The sequence below is a fragment of the Bradyrhizobium genosp. SA-3 genome (genome assembly GCF_004212635.1).
GTDB lineage: Bacteria > Pseudomonadota > Alphaproteobacteria > Rhizobiales > Xanthobacteraceae > Bradyrhizobium.
Window position 1 is genome coordinate 43,032 of record NZ_PSRT01000023.1, and the last position, 15,298, is coordinate 58,329.

General features: G+C 64.8%; 12 protein-coding genes and 1 pseudogene. 4 read left to right on the forward strand and 9 right to left on the reverse strand.

Features of this window, described 5'->3' with window-relative positions; all coding sequences use genetic code 11:
• Window positions 1–167: 167 nt before the first annotated feature.
• The gene (locus CWO91_RS10395) at window positions 168–1,364 is read right to left on the reverse strand and encodes an FAD-dependent monooxygenase (protein ID WP_130213377.1); all 1,197 of its coding nucleotides are present in this window, start codon (window positions 1,362–1,364) and stop codon (window positions 168–170) included.
• 147 nt (window positions 1,365–1,511) lie between these two features.
• Here CWO91_RS10395 and CWO91_RS10400 point away from each other — a divergent pair, with 147 nt between their 5' ends.
• The gene (locus tag CWO91_RS10400) at window positions 1,512–1,982 is read left to right on the forward strand and encodes a MarR family transcriptional regulator (RefSeq protein ID WP_165405349.1); all 471 of its coding nucleotides are present in this window, start codon (window positions 1,512–1,514) and stop codon (window positions 1,980–1,982) included.
• A 66-nt stretch (window positions 1,983–2,048) separates the two neighbouring features.
• Here the strand turns inward: CWO91_RS10400 and CWO91_RS10405 are convergent, their stop codons facing one another.
• The 3 genes from CWO91_RS10405 to CWO91_RS10415 form a co-directional block, all read right to left on the reverse strand.
• The gene (locus tag CWO91_RS10405; RefSeq protein ID WP_165405345.1) at window positions 2,049–3,311 is read right to left on the reverse strand and encodes an O-antigen ligase family protein; all 1,263 of its coding nucleotides are present in this window, start codon (window positions 3,309–3,311) and stop codon (window positions 2,049–2,051) included.
• 223 nt (window positions 3,312–3,534) lie between these two features.
• Entirely contained in the window at window positions 3,535–5,085 is a 1,551-nt protein-coding gene (locus CWO91_RS10410; RefSeq protein WP_165405346.1) for an undecaprenyl-phosphate glucose phosphotransferase, read from the reverse strand.
• Window positions 5,086–5,201: 116 nt separating this feature from the next.
• Window positions 5,202–6,335 (reverse strand): glycosyltransferase family 4 protein, encoded by a 1,134-nt coding sequence (locus CWO91_RS10415; protein WP_130213381.1) that lies wholly within the window; start codon window positions 6,333–6,335, stop codon window positions 5,202–5,204.
• Window positions 6,336–6,538: 203 nt separating this feature from the next.
• Between CWO91_RS10415 and CWO91_RS10420 the strand changes: the two genes are divergently transcribed.
• Window positions 6,539–8,797: a GumC family protein gene (locus tag CWO91_RS10420; protein WP_130213382.1), complete on the forward strand. Its 2,259-nt coding sequence runs from the start codon at window positions 6,539–6,541 to the stop codon at window positions 8,795–8,797.
• A 232-nt stretch (window positions 8,798–9,029) separates the two neighbouring features.
• On the opposite strand, the gene CWO91_RS10425 is transcribed toward CWO91_RS10420, so the two are convergent.
• On the reverse strand, window positions 9,030–10,211 hold the full coding sequence (locus CWO91_RS10425; protein ID WP_130213383.1) for a GNAT family N-acetyltransferase: 1,182 nt from the start codon (window positions 10,209–10,211) through the stop codon (window positions 9,030–9,032).
• Between the two features lie 125 nt (window positions 10,212–10,336).
• On the opposite strand from CWO91_RS10425, the gene CWO91_RS10430 reads away from it, so the two are divergent.
• Window positions 10,337–11,380 carry a polysaccharide deacetylase family protein gene (locus tag CWO91_RS10430; RefSeq protein ID WP_130213384.1) on the forward strand — a complete coding sequence of 348 codons (1,044 nt, stop codon included), beginning with the start codon at window positions 10,337–10,339 and terminating at the stop codon, window positions 11,378–11,380.
• A gap of 17 nt (window positions 11,381–11,397) precedes the next feature.
• On the opposite strand, the gene CWO91_RS10435 is transcribed toward CWO91_RS10430, so the two are convergent.
• Window positions 11,398–11,619: a DUF2842 domain-containing protein gene (locus tag CWO91_RS10435; protein ID WP_027529931.1), complete on the reverse strand. Its 222-nt coding sequence runs from the start codon at window positions 11,617–11,619 to the stop codon at window positions 11,398–11,400.
• Window positions 11,620–11,711: 92 nt separating this feature from the next.
• Here CWO91_RS10435 and CWO91_RS10440 point away from each other — a divergent pair, with 92 nt between their 5' ends.
• Window positions 11,712–12,794, forward strand: coding sequence for a COX15/CtaA family protein (locus CWO91_RS10440; RefSeq protein ID WP_130213385.1), 1,083 nt, complete (start codon window positions 11,712–11,714; stop codon window positions 12,792–12,794).
• On the opposite strand, the gene CWO91_RS10445 is transcribed toward CWO91_RS10440, so the two are convergent.
• The 3 genes and pseudogenes from CWO91_RS10445 to CWO91_RS10455 all read right to left on the reverse strand — a co-directional run bounded on the left by CWO91_RS10445 (window position 12,795) and on the right by CWO91_RS10455 (window position 15,263).
• The gene (locus CWO91_RS10445) at window positions 12,795–13,139 is read right to left on the reverse strand and encodes a hypothetical protein (protein ID WP_130213386.1); all 345 of its coding nucleotides are present in this window, start codon (window positions 13,137–13,139) and stop codon (window positions 12,795–12,797) included.
• 120 nt (window positions 13,140–13,259) lie between these two features.
• Window positions 13,260–14,539, reverse strand: a pseudogene (locus CWO91_RS10450) (O-acetylhomoserine aminocarboxypropyltransferase).
• A gap of 139 nt (window positions 14,540–14,678) precedes the next feature.
• Window positions 14,679–15,263 (reverse strand): CoA-binding protein, encoded by a 585-nt coding sequence (locus CWO91_RS10455; RefSeq protein WP_091893390.1) that lies wholly within the window; start codon window positions 15,261–15,263, stop codon window positions 14,679–14,681.
• Between the last annotated feature and the right edge of the window lie 35 nt (window positions 15,264–15,298).

Consider the following 15,298-nt stretch of genomic DNA (forward strand, 5'->3'; position numbering starts at 1 on the left):
CAGCTGACGTTTCAGGTAGAGAGTTAAGCGCGACGTGCGCGCCCAAATGACGGTGTCATCGTCCGGCTTGACCGGACGATCCAGTATTCCAGAGAAGGCATTGATTGAATCGAGAGGCCGCGGCGTACTGGATGCCCCGCCTGCGCGGGGCGTGACAGCGTCCGCCGCTACACCGCGCGCGCGTCATACGCGTACATGAAGTCCATGCCCTTGGCGCCCAGCGGTAACAGCCACTTCAGCATCTGATTTCTGACCCACGCACCGGTGGCGCTGAACTCGCGCTTGCTGTTGCCGTTGCGGCGGGCCATGGCGACGATCCTTTCGGTGCGCGGGCGCCGCTCGGCCTCGAAGGCCTGGAAGGTGGCGCCGAGCTCCTGGCCCTCCTGCATCAGCCGCGCGAGCCGCATCGCGTCCTCCAGCGCGAGCGAAGCGCCCTGGCCGGCGTGAGGGCTGGTCGCATGCGCGGCATCGCCGATCAGCAGCGAGCGCTTGCGCGACCAGGTCGGCAGGGTCGCGACGTCGAGCGTGTCGGTGACGACGATGTTCTCGGCCGCTTCGATGATGGCAGGAATCGGATCGTGCCAGCCGCGGTGGAAACCGCGCAGATGCTGCTTCAGCGTCGCGTGATCGAGCGCGCGGAACATCGTGGCGTCCATGCCGTGCGCCGGCTGCGTGCTCCACCACATCACGCCGTCGCTCGGATCGAGGCTGCAATAGCCGTAGCCGAAGAAGCCGCTTTGTCCGAACGTGGTCTCGACATGCCGGCCGATAGGCCTGCCGTCGAGCACGGCGTGCGGGACAAAGCCGCCGAAGCCGATCAGTCCGGTGTTGAACGGCTGCGGCCCGTCCGGCACCACCTGGCGGCGCGCCACCGAGTGCACGCCGTCGGCGCCGATCAGGAAGTCGCCCTCGGCCGTGGTGCCGTCGGCGAAGTAGGCGATGATCGGCTGGTCGCCGCGGTCCTCGATCTTGATCAGACGCTTCTCGAAATAGAGTGAGACGCAGGCACACCAGGCCTTGTCGATCAGGATTTCGTTCAGCGTGGCGCGGGAGATGTTGACGGCCGGCTGGCCGAAGCGCCGCTCTAGGTCGCGGTTGATCGACCCGAGCCGCTCACCGTTCTGCGAATAGAAGTCGAAGGACTCCGCGACCGAGCCGCGGCTGATCAGCTCTTTCGCAAGGCCGATCTCGTCCATGACATGCATGCCGTTCGGTGCGATCTGAAGGCCGCCGCCGATGCCCTTCGAATAGGGCCAGGCCTCGTAGATCGCGGACTCGATGCCCGCCCGGCGAAGCAGGATCGCGGCGACGGGCCCGGCGATGCCGGCGCCAATGATCAGTGCTTTGCGGGGACGGTACGACATGGCTTGCTCCCGACGTTTCCGTGGTGCTAGGAGAAATTACGGTCGCTAAATCTCTTAGTGACTAAGATATATATCGAGTAAGAGAAGAGGTCGGCCTTGTCAAGGGCGAAGGCGCGCGCTGCGCTGTTGCAGGAACTCGAGGAGGCGATGCGCAGGTCGTCCGCGCAGGGCGTGCTCTATGGCCAGACCGTTGCCAACGTTGCCGGAATTGCCAATTCCGACCTCGAATGCATGGACATCCTCTATCTCGAAGGCCGCGTCACTGCGGGCCGGCTCGCCGAGGTCACGGGGCTCACGACCGGCGCCATCACTGGCGTGGTCGACCGGCTCGAAAAGGCCGGGCTGGTGCGCCGCGAGCGGGACGAGAAAGACCGCCGCAAGGTCTTCATTTCCGTCGTGCCAGAGAAGGCCATGAAGATCGGCGAGCTCTACGTGCCGATGCAGCAGGCGATGGAGAAGGTTTTTGGCGCCTATTCCGACGAGGAATTGCGACTGCTGCTGCGCTTCGCCAATGAGGGCTACAAGGGCGTGCTCGTGGCAACAGAGGCGCTGAAGAGTCTGCTCGACACGCCGCCGGAAAAGCGGCCCGCTCTCAAGCTGAAGAAGCTTCGTCGCTAGAGCGTTTTCGAGCGAAGTGGATACCGGTTCGCGTGAAGAAAACGAGTCAAAACAAGAAACCAGACATTACCGTTCCGATTCCATCGGAACGGTAATGTCCCTAATCTTGTAGACCTGCGCGGCCGCGATCATGCCCCACATCGCGCCGAGCATCATCCAGAAGTGCCGCCAGTGGTCGGTGTCGATCACAAAACTTTCGCCGACAGTGCCGACGAAGGCGGAAAATACCGCGAGATAGGCGCGCTGCCAGGGCACGCGAACGAAGATGTGGCGGAAGCCCATGATGACGGTGGTGAAGACCAGCGCGGGATAGCACACGCCGGAGAGCCAGCCGCCGGACATGAAGGCGTTGAGATAGGAGTTGTGGGTGTCCTCGGGGAAGTAGCGGTGGAATTGCAGGGGGCCGATGCCGAACGGCAGGTCGAGCGCCATCTCCGCACCGAGGATGTGGCGGCCGAACCGGCCGAAGCGGCCCTCGTCATAGCTCTGGTCGAAGCTCGCGCGCTGCTTGAACATCTCGGCAGTGGAGTCGAATGACAGCAGTACCGCGATCAAGGCCAGCCCCAGCACCGCGGCGACGATCGCCATGATGATGATGCGAGAGCGCTGCGCGTTGGTGCGGCTGGTCAACACCATCAGCGCTAGCATGAAGGCGGAGGTCAGCACTAGCCCGCCCCAGGCGGCTCGGGAGAAGGCGAGCAGGATCGCCAGCGACATGATGCCGAAGGCGATGACGTTGCGGAACGCCTTGCCGAGCTTGTCCGAAACCACGCTCTGGAGCGCAAACAGCGCCGGCAGGATCAGGAAGGCGCCGAGCACGTTGGGGTCCTTGAACGTGCCGCGCGCGCGTCCATAGAGCGTGAGGAGGTCGTTGCCGCCGGGGACCAGGTGGAAGTAGCCGGCGACCGCCAATAGCGAGGCGACCATGGCACCGACCACGAGCCCGCGGCGGAGCATGTCGAGCCGGGCCGCCGTATCCTCCGAGGTGACCATCGCGAAGAACACCACGGTCACCGCCATGTACCAAGAGGTCGCGATCCAGCTCACCACCTCGGACTGCTCGAACAGCGGGATCGCGCTGATCGTGTAGCCGACATTGAGCAGAACGAGCAGCGCGACCAGTGGCATCAGCGCGAGCCTCAGCCGCAGGCCGGTGGCGAAGAAGGTGACGCTCGCGAGCAGCGTCGCGATCTCGTAGGGGCTCGGCTCGATGAACACGATCGCGCCGGACGCGCCGACCAGCCACACCAGCGCGCGCTGGAGCGCCAGCACGCCGGGCGCAGCCGGCGCGGCTACATTCACTTCACCGGCTCTCGCCGCATAGGCCATCACACGCTCATACGCTTACGCTACTGGTACGCCACAAATACCGCTGTCATCGCCCGGCTTGCCGTCTTCGCTGACGCTTCGCCGGCCTAGGATCGAAGTGCCCGGCGAAGCCTTTTGGCGGAGCCGGGACCGGGCGATCCAGTACTCCGCGGCGCCTATTGCGGAAAACGATTGGCGCTGCGGAGTACTGGATGCCCCAGTCAAGCCGGGGCATGACCACAACTCAATACGCGTTCTCGTTCTTGGTCAGCAGCGAGATCGGCGTCTTCAGGAGAATGTAGAGGTCGAACAGCACCGACCAGTTCTCGATGTAATAGAGGTCGAACTCGACGCGCTTCTGGATCTTCTCTTCATTGTCGATCTCGCCGCGCCAGCCGTTGATCTGGGCCCAGCCGGTGATGCCGGGCTTGACCCGGTGGCGGGCGAAATAGCCATCGACGGCTTCGTCGAACAGGCGGCTCTGCAGCTTGCCCTGCACCGCATGCGGACGCGGGCCGACCAGGGAGAGATTGCCAGAGAATACCACGTTGAAGAGCTGCGGCAGCTCGTCGAGGCTGGTCTTGCGGATGAAGCGGCCGACGCGCGTGACGCGTGGATCGTTCTTGGTCACGACCTTCGAGGCGGTCGGATCGGCCTGATGGTGGTACATCGAGCGGAACTTGTAGACGTCGATCCGTTCGTTGTTGAAGCCGAAGCGCTTCTGGCGGAACAGCACCGGGCCGGGGCTGTCGAGCTTCACCGCCAGCGCCACCAATCCCATCACCGGCAGGGCGGCGAGCAGCGCGAGGCTGCCGACGACGCGGTCGAACAGCCACTTCATCACTAGATCCCAGTCGGTGATCGGCGCCTCGAACACGTCCAGCGTCGGCACCTCGCCGAGATAGGAATAGGAGCGGGGACGGAAGCGAAGCTTGTTGGTGTGTGCGGAGAGGCGAATGTCGACCGGCAGCACCCAGAGCTTCTTCAGCATCTCCAGGATGCGCGTCTCCGCCGAGATCGGCAGCGCGAACAGCACGAGGTCGACACGGGTGCGGCGGGCGAACTCGACGATATCGTCGACCTTGCCGAGCTTGCGCGCGCCGGCGCAGGTGTCGAGCGCGCGGCTGTCGTTGCGGTCGTCGAACACGCCGAGCACGTGGATATCGGAATCCTCCTGCGCCTTCAGCGCCTCGACGAGCTGCTCGCCGTTGCTGTCGGAGCCGACGATGATGGTCCGGCGGTCGAGCCGGCCCTCGCGCGCCCAGCCGCGCACCAGCGAGCGCAGGACGAGACGCTCGGCCATGAGCGTGGCGAGTCCGAGGAAGTAAAAGGCGGCAAGCCACAGCCGCGACACTTCGCTGCCGAATTTGGCGAAGAACGAGATGCCGATGAACAGCAGGAAGACGAACGACCAGGACGAGATCATCCGCGTCATCTGCCGGAGCTGCCCGCGGAACAGCTGCACCTGATAGATGTCGGCGGCCTGGAAGCAAACCACGGCGGCGACGGCCACGGCGATGATTTCCCCGGGGTAAACCCAACTGAAGGTACCGGCGAGCGGCATGACATAGCCGACATAGAGCGCAATGCCGACGAGGCTGAGCAGTGCGAAGTCAGCCAGGCGGACGAAACCGGCGATCACGATCGGCGAATAGGCGCGGGCCACCTTCTGATTGACGACCTCGAGCGCAGCGGGCGAGAGCCGGCGGCGGCGCTCCACAAAGGGTTGGGCGGCGGGCGTCGCCGCGGCGCTGGTCGCGGCATCGAGCATCGAGCGTGCGTTGAGCGGTTCCACGGGCGTCCACGTCCATTCCAAAGCCCGTGGCACGACCTTGCGCACCCGGGCGAGCATCCCCTGGCACTCGACTAGCGAACAAATCGGAAGATTTTCTAAAGCGGGCTTAAGGATGGTTAATGATTGGAAAATGCGTCGCGATAGGCGGCGAGCACGCCGTCGACCATCGCGGCTTGCGAGAAATGTGCCGAGATGCGCGCGCGCAAGGCGGCCGCGCGCTGCGCCGTTGCTTGCGGATCGTCGAGTGCGGCCGCGATCGCCTCGGCCATGGCCTCGGAATTGCTCGGCGCGAACAGGGCCGGACTCTCCGCCCCGAAGATCTCGGGAATGCCGCCGATGCGGGACGCGATCATGGGAATGCCGGCCGCGCCCGCCTCGATCACGACATAGGGCATGGAATCGCCGCGCGAAGGGACGACCAGCAGCCGCCCCTTGGAGAAGCCGTAGCGCGCCTTGACATGCCCGATGAAGCGGATCGCGCTGGAGAGGCCGAGCCTCTCGACCTGAGCCTTCAGCGCCGCGGTTTCCTCGCCGTCGCCGCCGAGCGTCAGCGTGACCTTCTTGCCGCCCTCGTGCAGGCGCGCCACGGCGTCCACCAGCAGATCCGCGCCCTTGATGTGCCTGAACTCGCCGACATAGGCGAGATCGGTGGTATCGTCGGCGGTCACGACCGGCTCGAACTCCTCCGGCGTGACACCGTTGAAGACGCAATGCACCACGCCCTTGGGCGTGCCGACGATGCGTTGATAGGTGTCGCGAGCAAACGCGCTCTCGAACAGGAACAGGTCGGTCGCGTCTATCAGCGTGCGTTCGAGCCGCGCGTAGAACTCGCCCTTGAAGGTGTTGAGGGGATAATGCAGCGAGCCGCCGTGCGGGGTGTAGATGCGGATGGTGTCGTCCGAGCGCCGCCGCATGCGGATGAAGGCGCCGGCCTTGGCGCCGTGGCCGTGCATGACGTCGGGCTTGAGCGTCGCGATCAGGCGCCGCATGCGAAGCCACACCAGCACGTCGTCAGGTGACGGTTCGCGGCGGATCGCGAGCCGGTGCACGCCGAGCTTCAGCCGCGGCGCGAGCTCGGCAAGCGCCTTGTCGGCGCGCTCGCCGCCGGTGAGGCTGTCGGCGAGGATGCCGACATGATGGCCGCGGTCGACCTGGCCATTGGCGACGTCGAGGATATGGCGGAAGATGCCGCCAACGGGCGCGCGCACGGCGTGCAGGATGCGAAGCGGCCGTTCGGGAGAGGGGGGCATGATCAAAACCAGCGCTCGACGGCGGCTGCCGAACAATTCTCGCGAAATAATCGAGATGGATTAAGGGGCCTCGTGGTTAACAAACGGTGACGAGCGCGCGTGGCCCGGTCGGCGGACGTCGCGATTAACCCAGCGGCAACCTTAATGGAGTGTAATCGCTCCGGTTGAGATAGAGTCGCAGCGTTGCCCTGCGGGAGTGTTCGATGCGTTTAGCGTTCTGGCGTGCCGGCAAGGACAAGGCTGTGATCGAGCGGGCTGTCTCGAAGTCCAAGCCCGAAGCTGCGCCCAAGATCGAAGCCAAGGTTGAAGCCAAGATCGAAGCGAAGCCTGCGCCCGTTGTCGCAAGGCAGGCGCCAGTCGAATCCGGCGACATCGATTTGCATGCGCTCGGCGCGGCATTGGCGCGCAAGCGCGGCTGGATCGTCGTGCCGACGGTGCTGGTGCTCGTTGCATCCATTGCCGCCGTGAACCTCGTCACGCCGCGCTACAAGTCCGAATCGCGGATCCTGATCGATGGCCGTGAGAACGTGTTCCTGCGCCCGAACAGCGATCGCACCGAGGAGCGGCAGGCGCTCGACGCCGAGGCTGTCACCAGCCAGGTCCAGCTCGTGCTGTCGCGCGATCTCGCGCGCGAGATCATCAAGAAGAACAAGCTTGCCGAGCGACCCGAATTCGATCCGGTGCTGCAAGGCATCTCGCCGCTGAAATCGCTGGCGGCGCTGGTTGGCATCGGCCGCGATCCGTTCTCGATGACGCCGGAAGAGCGCGTGCTGGATGCCTATTACGAGCGCCTCCAAGCATACGCCGTCGACAAGTCGCGCGTGATCGTGGTCGAATTCCAGTCCGCCGATCCCGAGCTCGCCGCGCGCGTCGCCAACTCTATCGCCGACGGCTATCTCGTGCTCCAGCAGGGTGTGCGCCAGGAGCAGGCCAAGAACGCCAGCCAGTGGCTCGCGGGCGAGATCGAGAGTTTGCGCAAGAAGGTCTCCGACGCCGAGGCCAGGGTCGAGGATTTTCGTTCCAAGTCGAGCCTGTTCGTCGGCACCAACAACACCACGCTGTCGAACCAGCAGATGGGCGAGATCAATACTCAGCTCAACAATGCGCGCTCGATCAAGGCCGACGCGGAATCCAAGGCGCGCCTGATCCGCGAGATGCTCCAGAGCGGAAAGCCGATCGAGGCATCGGAGGTGGTGAACTCCGAATTGATGCGGCGGCTGTCGGAGCAGCGGGTGACGCTGCGTGCGCAGCTCGCCGAGCAGTCGTCCACGCTGCTCGGCAATCATCCGCGGATCAAGGAATTGAAGGCGCAGCTTGGCGACCTCGACAATCAGATCCGCGATGAAGCGGCCAAGATTTCGCGTTCGCTCGAAAGCGACGCTCGAATCGCCAGCGGCCGGGTCGACGGGCTGACGACGAGTCTCGAGCAGCTAAAGAAGCAGGCGGCATCCACCAACGGCCAGGACGTGCAGCTCCGCGCGCTCGAGCGCGAAGCCAAGGCGCAGCGCGACCTCTTGGAAACCTATCTCGCCAAATATCGCGAGGCCAATACCCGCGAGACCATCGATACCGCACCGACGGATGGCCGCATCATTTCGCGCGCCATCGTCTCGAACACGCCGGCCTATCCGAAGAAGCTGCCGATCGTGCTGATCGCGACCATCGCGACGCTGCTGCTGTCGTGCGGCGTCGTCGTCACCGGCGAGCTGTTGCGCCAGACCGCGCCGCGCGCGGTGGCTGCGGTCCTGCCGTCGCGGGTGCCGCTGCGTCATGAGCCGGTGGTCGAGCCGATGGTCGATCCGGTCGTCGACGAGCCCGGGCCGCTTCAGCCAGCGATGACGCCTGAGGCCGACATCACCGAATTCGCCGAGATCGAGCAGTTAGCCGAGAGCCTGCGTGCAGCGGGTGCGGCGGCGAAGAAGATCACGGTGCTCGGCACCGCCGCCGGCGTATCGATCACGCTCTCGGCGCTGACGCTCGCTCGGCATCTCGCGCGTGACGCACGCGTCGTCGTGGTCGATCTCGCCGCGTCCTCGCCGACCATTGCCGCGGTGGCCGTCGATGCCTCTGCGCCTGGCCTTGCCGAGCTGATGCAGGGCGAAGCGTCTTTCGCGCAAATCATCACCCGGGACAAGCTGTCGCGGCTGCATCTGGTCATGGCCGGCCGCCCCGGCTTCGATCGGAGCTTGCTGCAATCGCCGCGGGTGACGCTCGCGATCGATGCGCTGCTGCGAGCCTACGACCACGTGCTGCTGGATGCCGGTAGCGCCTCCGACCTGCCGGCTGAGCTGCTGACCGCGAATGCCCGCGCCGTCGTGGTGCCCGATGCATCGATGGCACCGGATGCACGCACGCTGATGCGCGAGCAGCTGAGGGCCGTCGGCTTCAGCGACGTGACGATGCTGAGCAAGCCGGTGCAGCCGACGGATGCAATGGAGACGCCGCGCGTGGTGGCGGCGTAGCCTCCGCCTTCCTTCCACAAGGAGAAGGGAAGGCACGGCTATCGCATATGACCTTAGAGCTTGGGGCCCTGGAGTTTCCACAGCGTCATGGCCGGGCTTGTCCCGGCCATCCACGCCTTGCCCAGTGATGCAAAGAACGTGGATGCCCGGGACAAGCCCGGGCATGACGACCTCTCGTGATTGTGCATATGCGATTGCCCCGGAAAAGAAGGGGAGCTCGCGGGTCAAGCCCTTACCCGAAAGCCTGCCGCAGCCTGCGCGCAAAATCGAACAGCATCTGGTTCTGTTTGACCAGTCGCTTGCCGCGACTCAGCGAGGACATCGCCATCGCCGCTAGCTTGCCGCGTGAGGTCAACGGGACAAAGCTGTCGAAAATGTCTTCGTCGTCCTTGCAGAACATCCGCTTGTAGTCGTCCGAGCCGATGCCGAGGTCGAGCGAGCGGCAGCCGCGCTCGGCGCAGGCATCGATGATGTAGCGCATCAGGATCAGGCCCGGGCTGTAGCGGGCGTGCTCGGACATCGTGTAGGTGTTGAACATCATCGAGAGGCGCTGGCCGTCGGCGACGCCGGCGAAGATCGCGATCACGTCCTCGTCGCATTCGAGCGCGTGGATGTCGATCGCGCGTCCGTCTCCGCGCCGGGCAAGGCAGGCGCTGCGGATGAACTGTTCGACGCCCGGTTCGGCGAAGACGTTCGGCAGCTTCTGCTCCGCCATCCGCGCCGGCTTGACGCGGAAAAACCAGTCGAGCAGGCGCACGATGTCCGCATCCGCAGTCGCAAGGTGGTAGCGGTAGCCGGCGAGGGCCTGGAGCTTCTTCTCCTTGCTCTTGAGGCGGCGACGGAAGGAATTGCTGATGCGCGATGCGGGCGGGCCGGCCGGCTCCATCGCCAGCAACGGGCAGCCATTGACCGAGCTCTGCTGCGGCAGCAGTGCGAACGGGTTCTGCTGGTCGTGCCAGCGCTTGGGTTGCTGCGTCAGCGAGAGGACGTCGACATGCTCGCGCAGCGGCGCAAGCAGCGCATCGAGATCCGCGAGAACGGCCTGTGCCGCGAATTCGGCGTTCCACAGGCCCATGTTGAAGGTGGTATGCTTGCCGCCCATGAAGCAGGCCGTGCGCACGCCGTGGCTTTGGCGCAGTGACAACGGCAGCAGCAGGAGCGGCCTGTGCTCGACGTCGCGGGCGATCACGATGAATGGGCGCGCGCCCTCGCGTTCGCCGACCAGCTGCTGCCAGGGACCGAGCAGGTCAAACCGCTGATAGGGCGTGAAGAGGTGGCCGTTCTCCTCGAAGGCGCGCCAGACCGCCTCGGCCTCGCCGAGATCGGTGACGATATCGACCTGGGCGATGCGGCTCGTTTTCGACCGCGCTGGCGCTTCTGCCGCCCGGCTTTGCATCGCCGCAGCCATGGTCATTCACGAAACCTGTCGAGAAAGCAAAAATATACGTATTTCGGCCCGTGGCCGACCTTTGCAAAGAAGTGTCAACAAAGGGTAATGATAATAGGAGGGGAAACAGGCGCCGGAGGGAGGTGTAGACCTTGGCATCCGACGACAGATGGCCGGCGCGTCTGCGGCTTGAGCTGGCCTGGTTCAGCGGTCAGGCTGCGCTGCGCAGCCGTGGTGCCGGCGCCATCCTGCGCTTCGCGCATGTGCGGCCGCGGCGGCGCGGCCGATTTCAGCCGCTGGGCCAGCACGAGATCACGCCGCAATTCCTCGATCGCGCCATTCGCGCGCTGAAGCAGTGGAAGTACGATTTCCTTGGCATGGACGAGGTCTGCCGCCGCGCGGTGACACTGCCGGAGAAACGGCGCTTCGTGGCACTGACCTTCGATGGCGCCAGCAAGGATCTCATCAATTTTGCCTATCCGGTGCTGGCGCGCCACGCTGTGCCCTTCACGATCTATGTGCCGACCGCGTTCCCCGATGGCGTCGGCGAAGCCTGGTGGCTCGGGCTCGAACGGATGATCGCGCGCGAGAGCCGCATCAGCCTGATCATGGACGACAAGGAGCAGCGCTTCACCGTCACTGACAATGCCGAGAAGCTGGCGGTGTTTTCGTATATCGAGGGCTGGCTGCGTTCGCTGCCGCCGGCGGATCTGTCGGCGGCGATTGCCGATCTCTGTACCCGCTACCGGATAGACCTCGCCGCGCTCTCGCGCGATGCGTCGATGGATTGGGAAGACCTGACGAAGCTCGCCGCTGATCCGCTCGTCACGATCGGCAGCGCGACCGTGAACTATCCCGTTCTCGCCAACATGAAGGACGCGGCCGCGCTCCGCGAGATGACGATGGGCAAGGCGGTCGCGGAAGCAGCCTTCCGCCGCGAGATCAGGCATCTCGCCTTTCCGTTCGGTGATCGCTCTTCGTTTCGGCGCAGCCACGTCGTGATGGCGGAGGAGGCCGGCTTTGCCAGCGCCGTGTCGACGATCCCTGGTATCGTGGATGCGGAGGGACGCACCAACCTGCGCGCACTGCCGCGGATCTCCTGGGACGGCCGGGTCCAATCGCTGCGCAGGATGCGCGTGCTGATGTCGGGCGTTGCCTTTGCGCCGGTGAAACCGACGGGAAGCGCCAGGAGCTAGACGTTACGAGCTGGGCGCTACGAACTGGATTTGGCGCGATCGGGACGCTGCATCCAGCTCACGATCGGCATCGCCGGCAGCACCCAGCCCATGCCGACGACCACGTAGTAGATCGCCTGCCGCCAGCCGGACTCGGCGATCCACGGCATCTGCGCCAGCGCCATGCCGAGCAGGGCCCAGACCGTGGCCAGCACCAGGAGCAGAATGGCGCCGAGGAACTTGCGGGTGCGGATCGTCATGGTGGGAGCTTGCTGCTTTCGCGTAACTTGCGCTGCGGGAGCGGGGGACTATAAGGGGCGCGCAGTCCGGTTCAAGCCTGGTTTTGCTCTCAATGACGACGATTTCCGCCCCGTCCCAACCGCATCGCGCCGTGCGCGTGTGGCTGATCGCCGTGGCCGCGCTGATTGCGCTGATGGTGCTCGTCGGCGGCGCGACGCGGTTGACGGAATCCGGCCTCTCGATCGTCGAATGGAAGCCTGTTACGGGCAGCGTACCACCGCTGACCGAGGCGCAGTGGACCGAGGCGTTCGAGGCCTACAAGAGGATTCCGCAATATCGCGAGCTCAATGCGGGCATGAGCCTGTCCGAGTTCAAGGAGATCTTCTGGTGGGAGTGGAGCCACCGGTTGCTCGGCCGTTTCATTGGAGTCGCCTATCTGCTGCCGTTCCTGTTCTTCCTGTGGCGCGGCGGGCTGCCGGGTGAATTGAAGCGGCGGCTGTGGCTGCTGTTCGCGCTCGGCGGGCTTCAGGGCGCGGTCGGCTGGTGGATGGTGGCCTCGGGCTTGGCGGAACGCATCGAGGTGTCGCAATATCGGCTGGCGACCCATTTGATGCTCGCGCTTCTGATCTTTGCCGGCATCGTCTGGACGGTGCGGCGGCTCAAGGAGCGGCCGCAGAACGCAGCGCCGGCGCGGTTGAGGTTCACGAGCGCGCTGCTCCTCGTTGTGACCTTCGTGCAAATCTATTTCGGCGCGCTGGTCGCCGGTCTGCGGGCCGGGCGGGCGTACAACACCTGGCCGCAGATCGACGGCGCGTTCATTCCCTCGGCGGATCGGCTGTGGTTCGAGACGCCGTGGTGGCGTAACCTGTTCGACAATGTGCTGACGGTGCAGTTCGAGCACCGCATGACCGCCTATGCGCTGTTCGCGCTGGCGGCGCTGCACGCAATCGACGCGGCGCGCTCGCGCGCAGGTGCAGCGGCAAGCGGCGCGCTGTGGCTGTTTGCGGCGGTGAGCCTGCAGGCGGTGCTCGGCATTCTGACGCTGCTCAACCAGGTTCCGATTGGACTGGCGCTCGCGCATCAGGCGGTCGCGATCGTGGTGTTGACGCTTGCGGTGATGCAGGTGGAGCGACTGGCCTCGCGGCAGCTCTCTGAAGTGCGGCCGCGCGCTGTTCCGCTGGGTCAGGCCAGCTGATCAACAGTAGCCGTAGACTCCGCACGCGTAAGGCAGGCGCCAGAAATAGTCGACCTGCTTCCCGCCGTAATACGAGCCCTGATAATCATAGTCCCAGGGGCGACCGTAATAGCCCGGCAACGTGTGCGAGCCAGGCAGCAGCGGCGTGCCCGGCAGGTTGCGGATGTAGCTGCCGATGCCATAGGCCGGCGAGATCAGCGCGTCCGGATCGGTCTCGACATAGACTCTTGGTGCTTCCTGCGGCGGAACAGCGCCGCGCCGCTTCGGCGTGGCCGGCAGATCGGCAGCCAGCGCCGTTGAAACCGTGAGCATCGCCGCAAGGGCAGGCACCATCCAGCGCAGCATCGTCGGCTCCGAATCAAAGGGGCGATCCAAAGACGATGTATGGGGCAGATGTGGTTAATGACTGTTAACTGGGGCCATCAATCCGGGGCGGCCTTGTACACCGCCCCGGATTGACTACGGCTAAGCGCTCAGCGCCTGCTCCAGATCCGCAATCAGATCTTCCTTGTCCTCGATGCCGATCGAGAGCCGCACCACGTCGGGGCCGGCGCCGACCTGATCTTGGCGGCGTCGTCGAGCTGGCTGTGCGTGGTCGAGGCCGGGTGGATCACCAGCGAGCGGGTGTCGCCGACGTTTGCCAGATGCGAAAACAGCTGCAATTTCGACACCAGGCTGACGCCGGCGTCATAGCCGCCCTTCAGGCTGAAGGTGAACACGGCGCCCGCGCCCCTCGGCGCATATTTGCGCGCGAGCTGATTGTACTTGTCGCTCGGAAGGCCCGCATAGCTGACCGAGGCCACCGCCGGATGGCCGGCGAGGAATTCGGCGACCGCCTTGGCGTTGTCGCAGTGCTTCTGCATGCGCAGCGGCAGCGTCTCGATGCCGGTCAGGATCATGAAGGCGTTGAACGGGGAGAGCGCCGGCCCGAGGTCGCGCAAGCCCAGCACGCGGCAGGCGATCGCGAAGGCGAAATTGCCAAAGGTCTCCTGGAGGCGGATGCCGTGATATTCGGGCCGCGGCTCCGACAGCATCGGATATTTGCCGCCTATGGACCAGTCGAACGTGCCGGCGTCGACGATGATGCCGCCGAGCGAATTGCCATGGCCGCCCAGGAATTTCGTCAGCGAGTGCACGACGATGTCCGCGCCGTGATCGATCGGGCGGATCAGATAGGGCGAGGCCAGCGTGTTGTCGACGATCAGCGGGACGCCGGCCTTGCGCGCCACCGTCGAGATCGCCTCGATATCGGTGATGCTGCCGGCCGGATTGGCGATGGACTCGATGAAGATCGCCTTGGTGCGCGGCGTCACCGCGCGCTCGAAGCTTGCGATGTCATCGGGATCGGCCCACACCACGTTCCAGCCAAAGCTCTTGAACGCGTGCGTGAACTGGTTGATCGAGCCGCCATAGAGCTTTCGCGCTGCGATGAATTCATCGCCGGGCTGGAGCAATTGCTGCAGCACCACGACCTGTGCGGCGTGGCCCGAGGCCACCGCGAGCGCGGCCGTGCCGCCTTCGAGCGCAGCGACACGCTCCTCCAGCACTGCGTTGGTGGGATTGCCGATGCGGGTATAGATGTTGCCGAACGCCTGCAAACCGAACAGCGAGGCGGCGTGGTCGGCATCGTTGAACACGAAAGACGTCGTTTGATAAATCGGAGTTGCGCGCGCACCGGTGGTGGGGTCGGGCTGTGCACCGGCATGCACGGCGAGCGTGGAAAATCCCGGAAGGCGATCGCTCATTGAGGGCGTCCTGTTCTCTTGGTCTGAAATCGCGCGGCATGCTGATCGGCGCTGCGTCCGCCGTCAAGCTGCGGCTTCACATCGAAAACGATCGTGCTACGCATTGTCGCGATCGCGAAATGAATCCTACGCGATCGCGTCAGCTTTGCTCGGTCTTGTTTTTGGCGGCGCGATCGGACGCCGCGGTGTCGCCACCGCCGACACTCATCCGATTGAGGGATAGCCGCATGCCTTGCGTCGGGACCGGAGCGCGCTTGGAGCTGAGCGTGCGTGAATTCACGCCCATCCAGGAGATCTCGGACGACAAGCGGCCGTATTCGATCTTGGGACAGCGGTTCATCACCACCTTGATCCCGACGGACTCTGCCTTGGCCGCCGCGGCGTCGTCGCGCGCGCCAAGCTGCATCCAGATCACCTTCGGCAGTGGATCGAGGGTGAGCGCTTCTTCGACCACAGGCATGATGTGGCTGGAGTTGCGAAAAATGTCGATCATGTCGATCGGACGGCCGATGTCCGAGAGCGAGGCGACGAAGGGCTTTCCGAGCAGCTCCTTGCCGACATGACCGGGATTGACCGGGATCATGTCGTAGCCGCGCTGCGCCAGATATTTGAACGCAAAGTAGCTCGGCCGCACGTTGACCGGCGAGGCGCCGACCATCGCGATCGACTTCACGCTGTTGAGGATGCCGCGGATGTAATTGTCGGGATAGGCGTCGTGGTTCATCTAGCGTCTTTTCTCGTTGTCATTGCGAGCGAAGC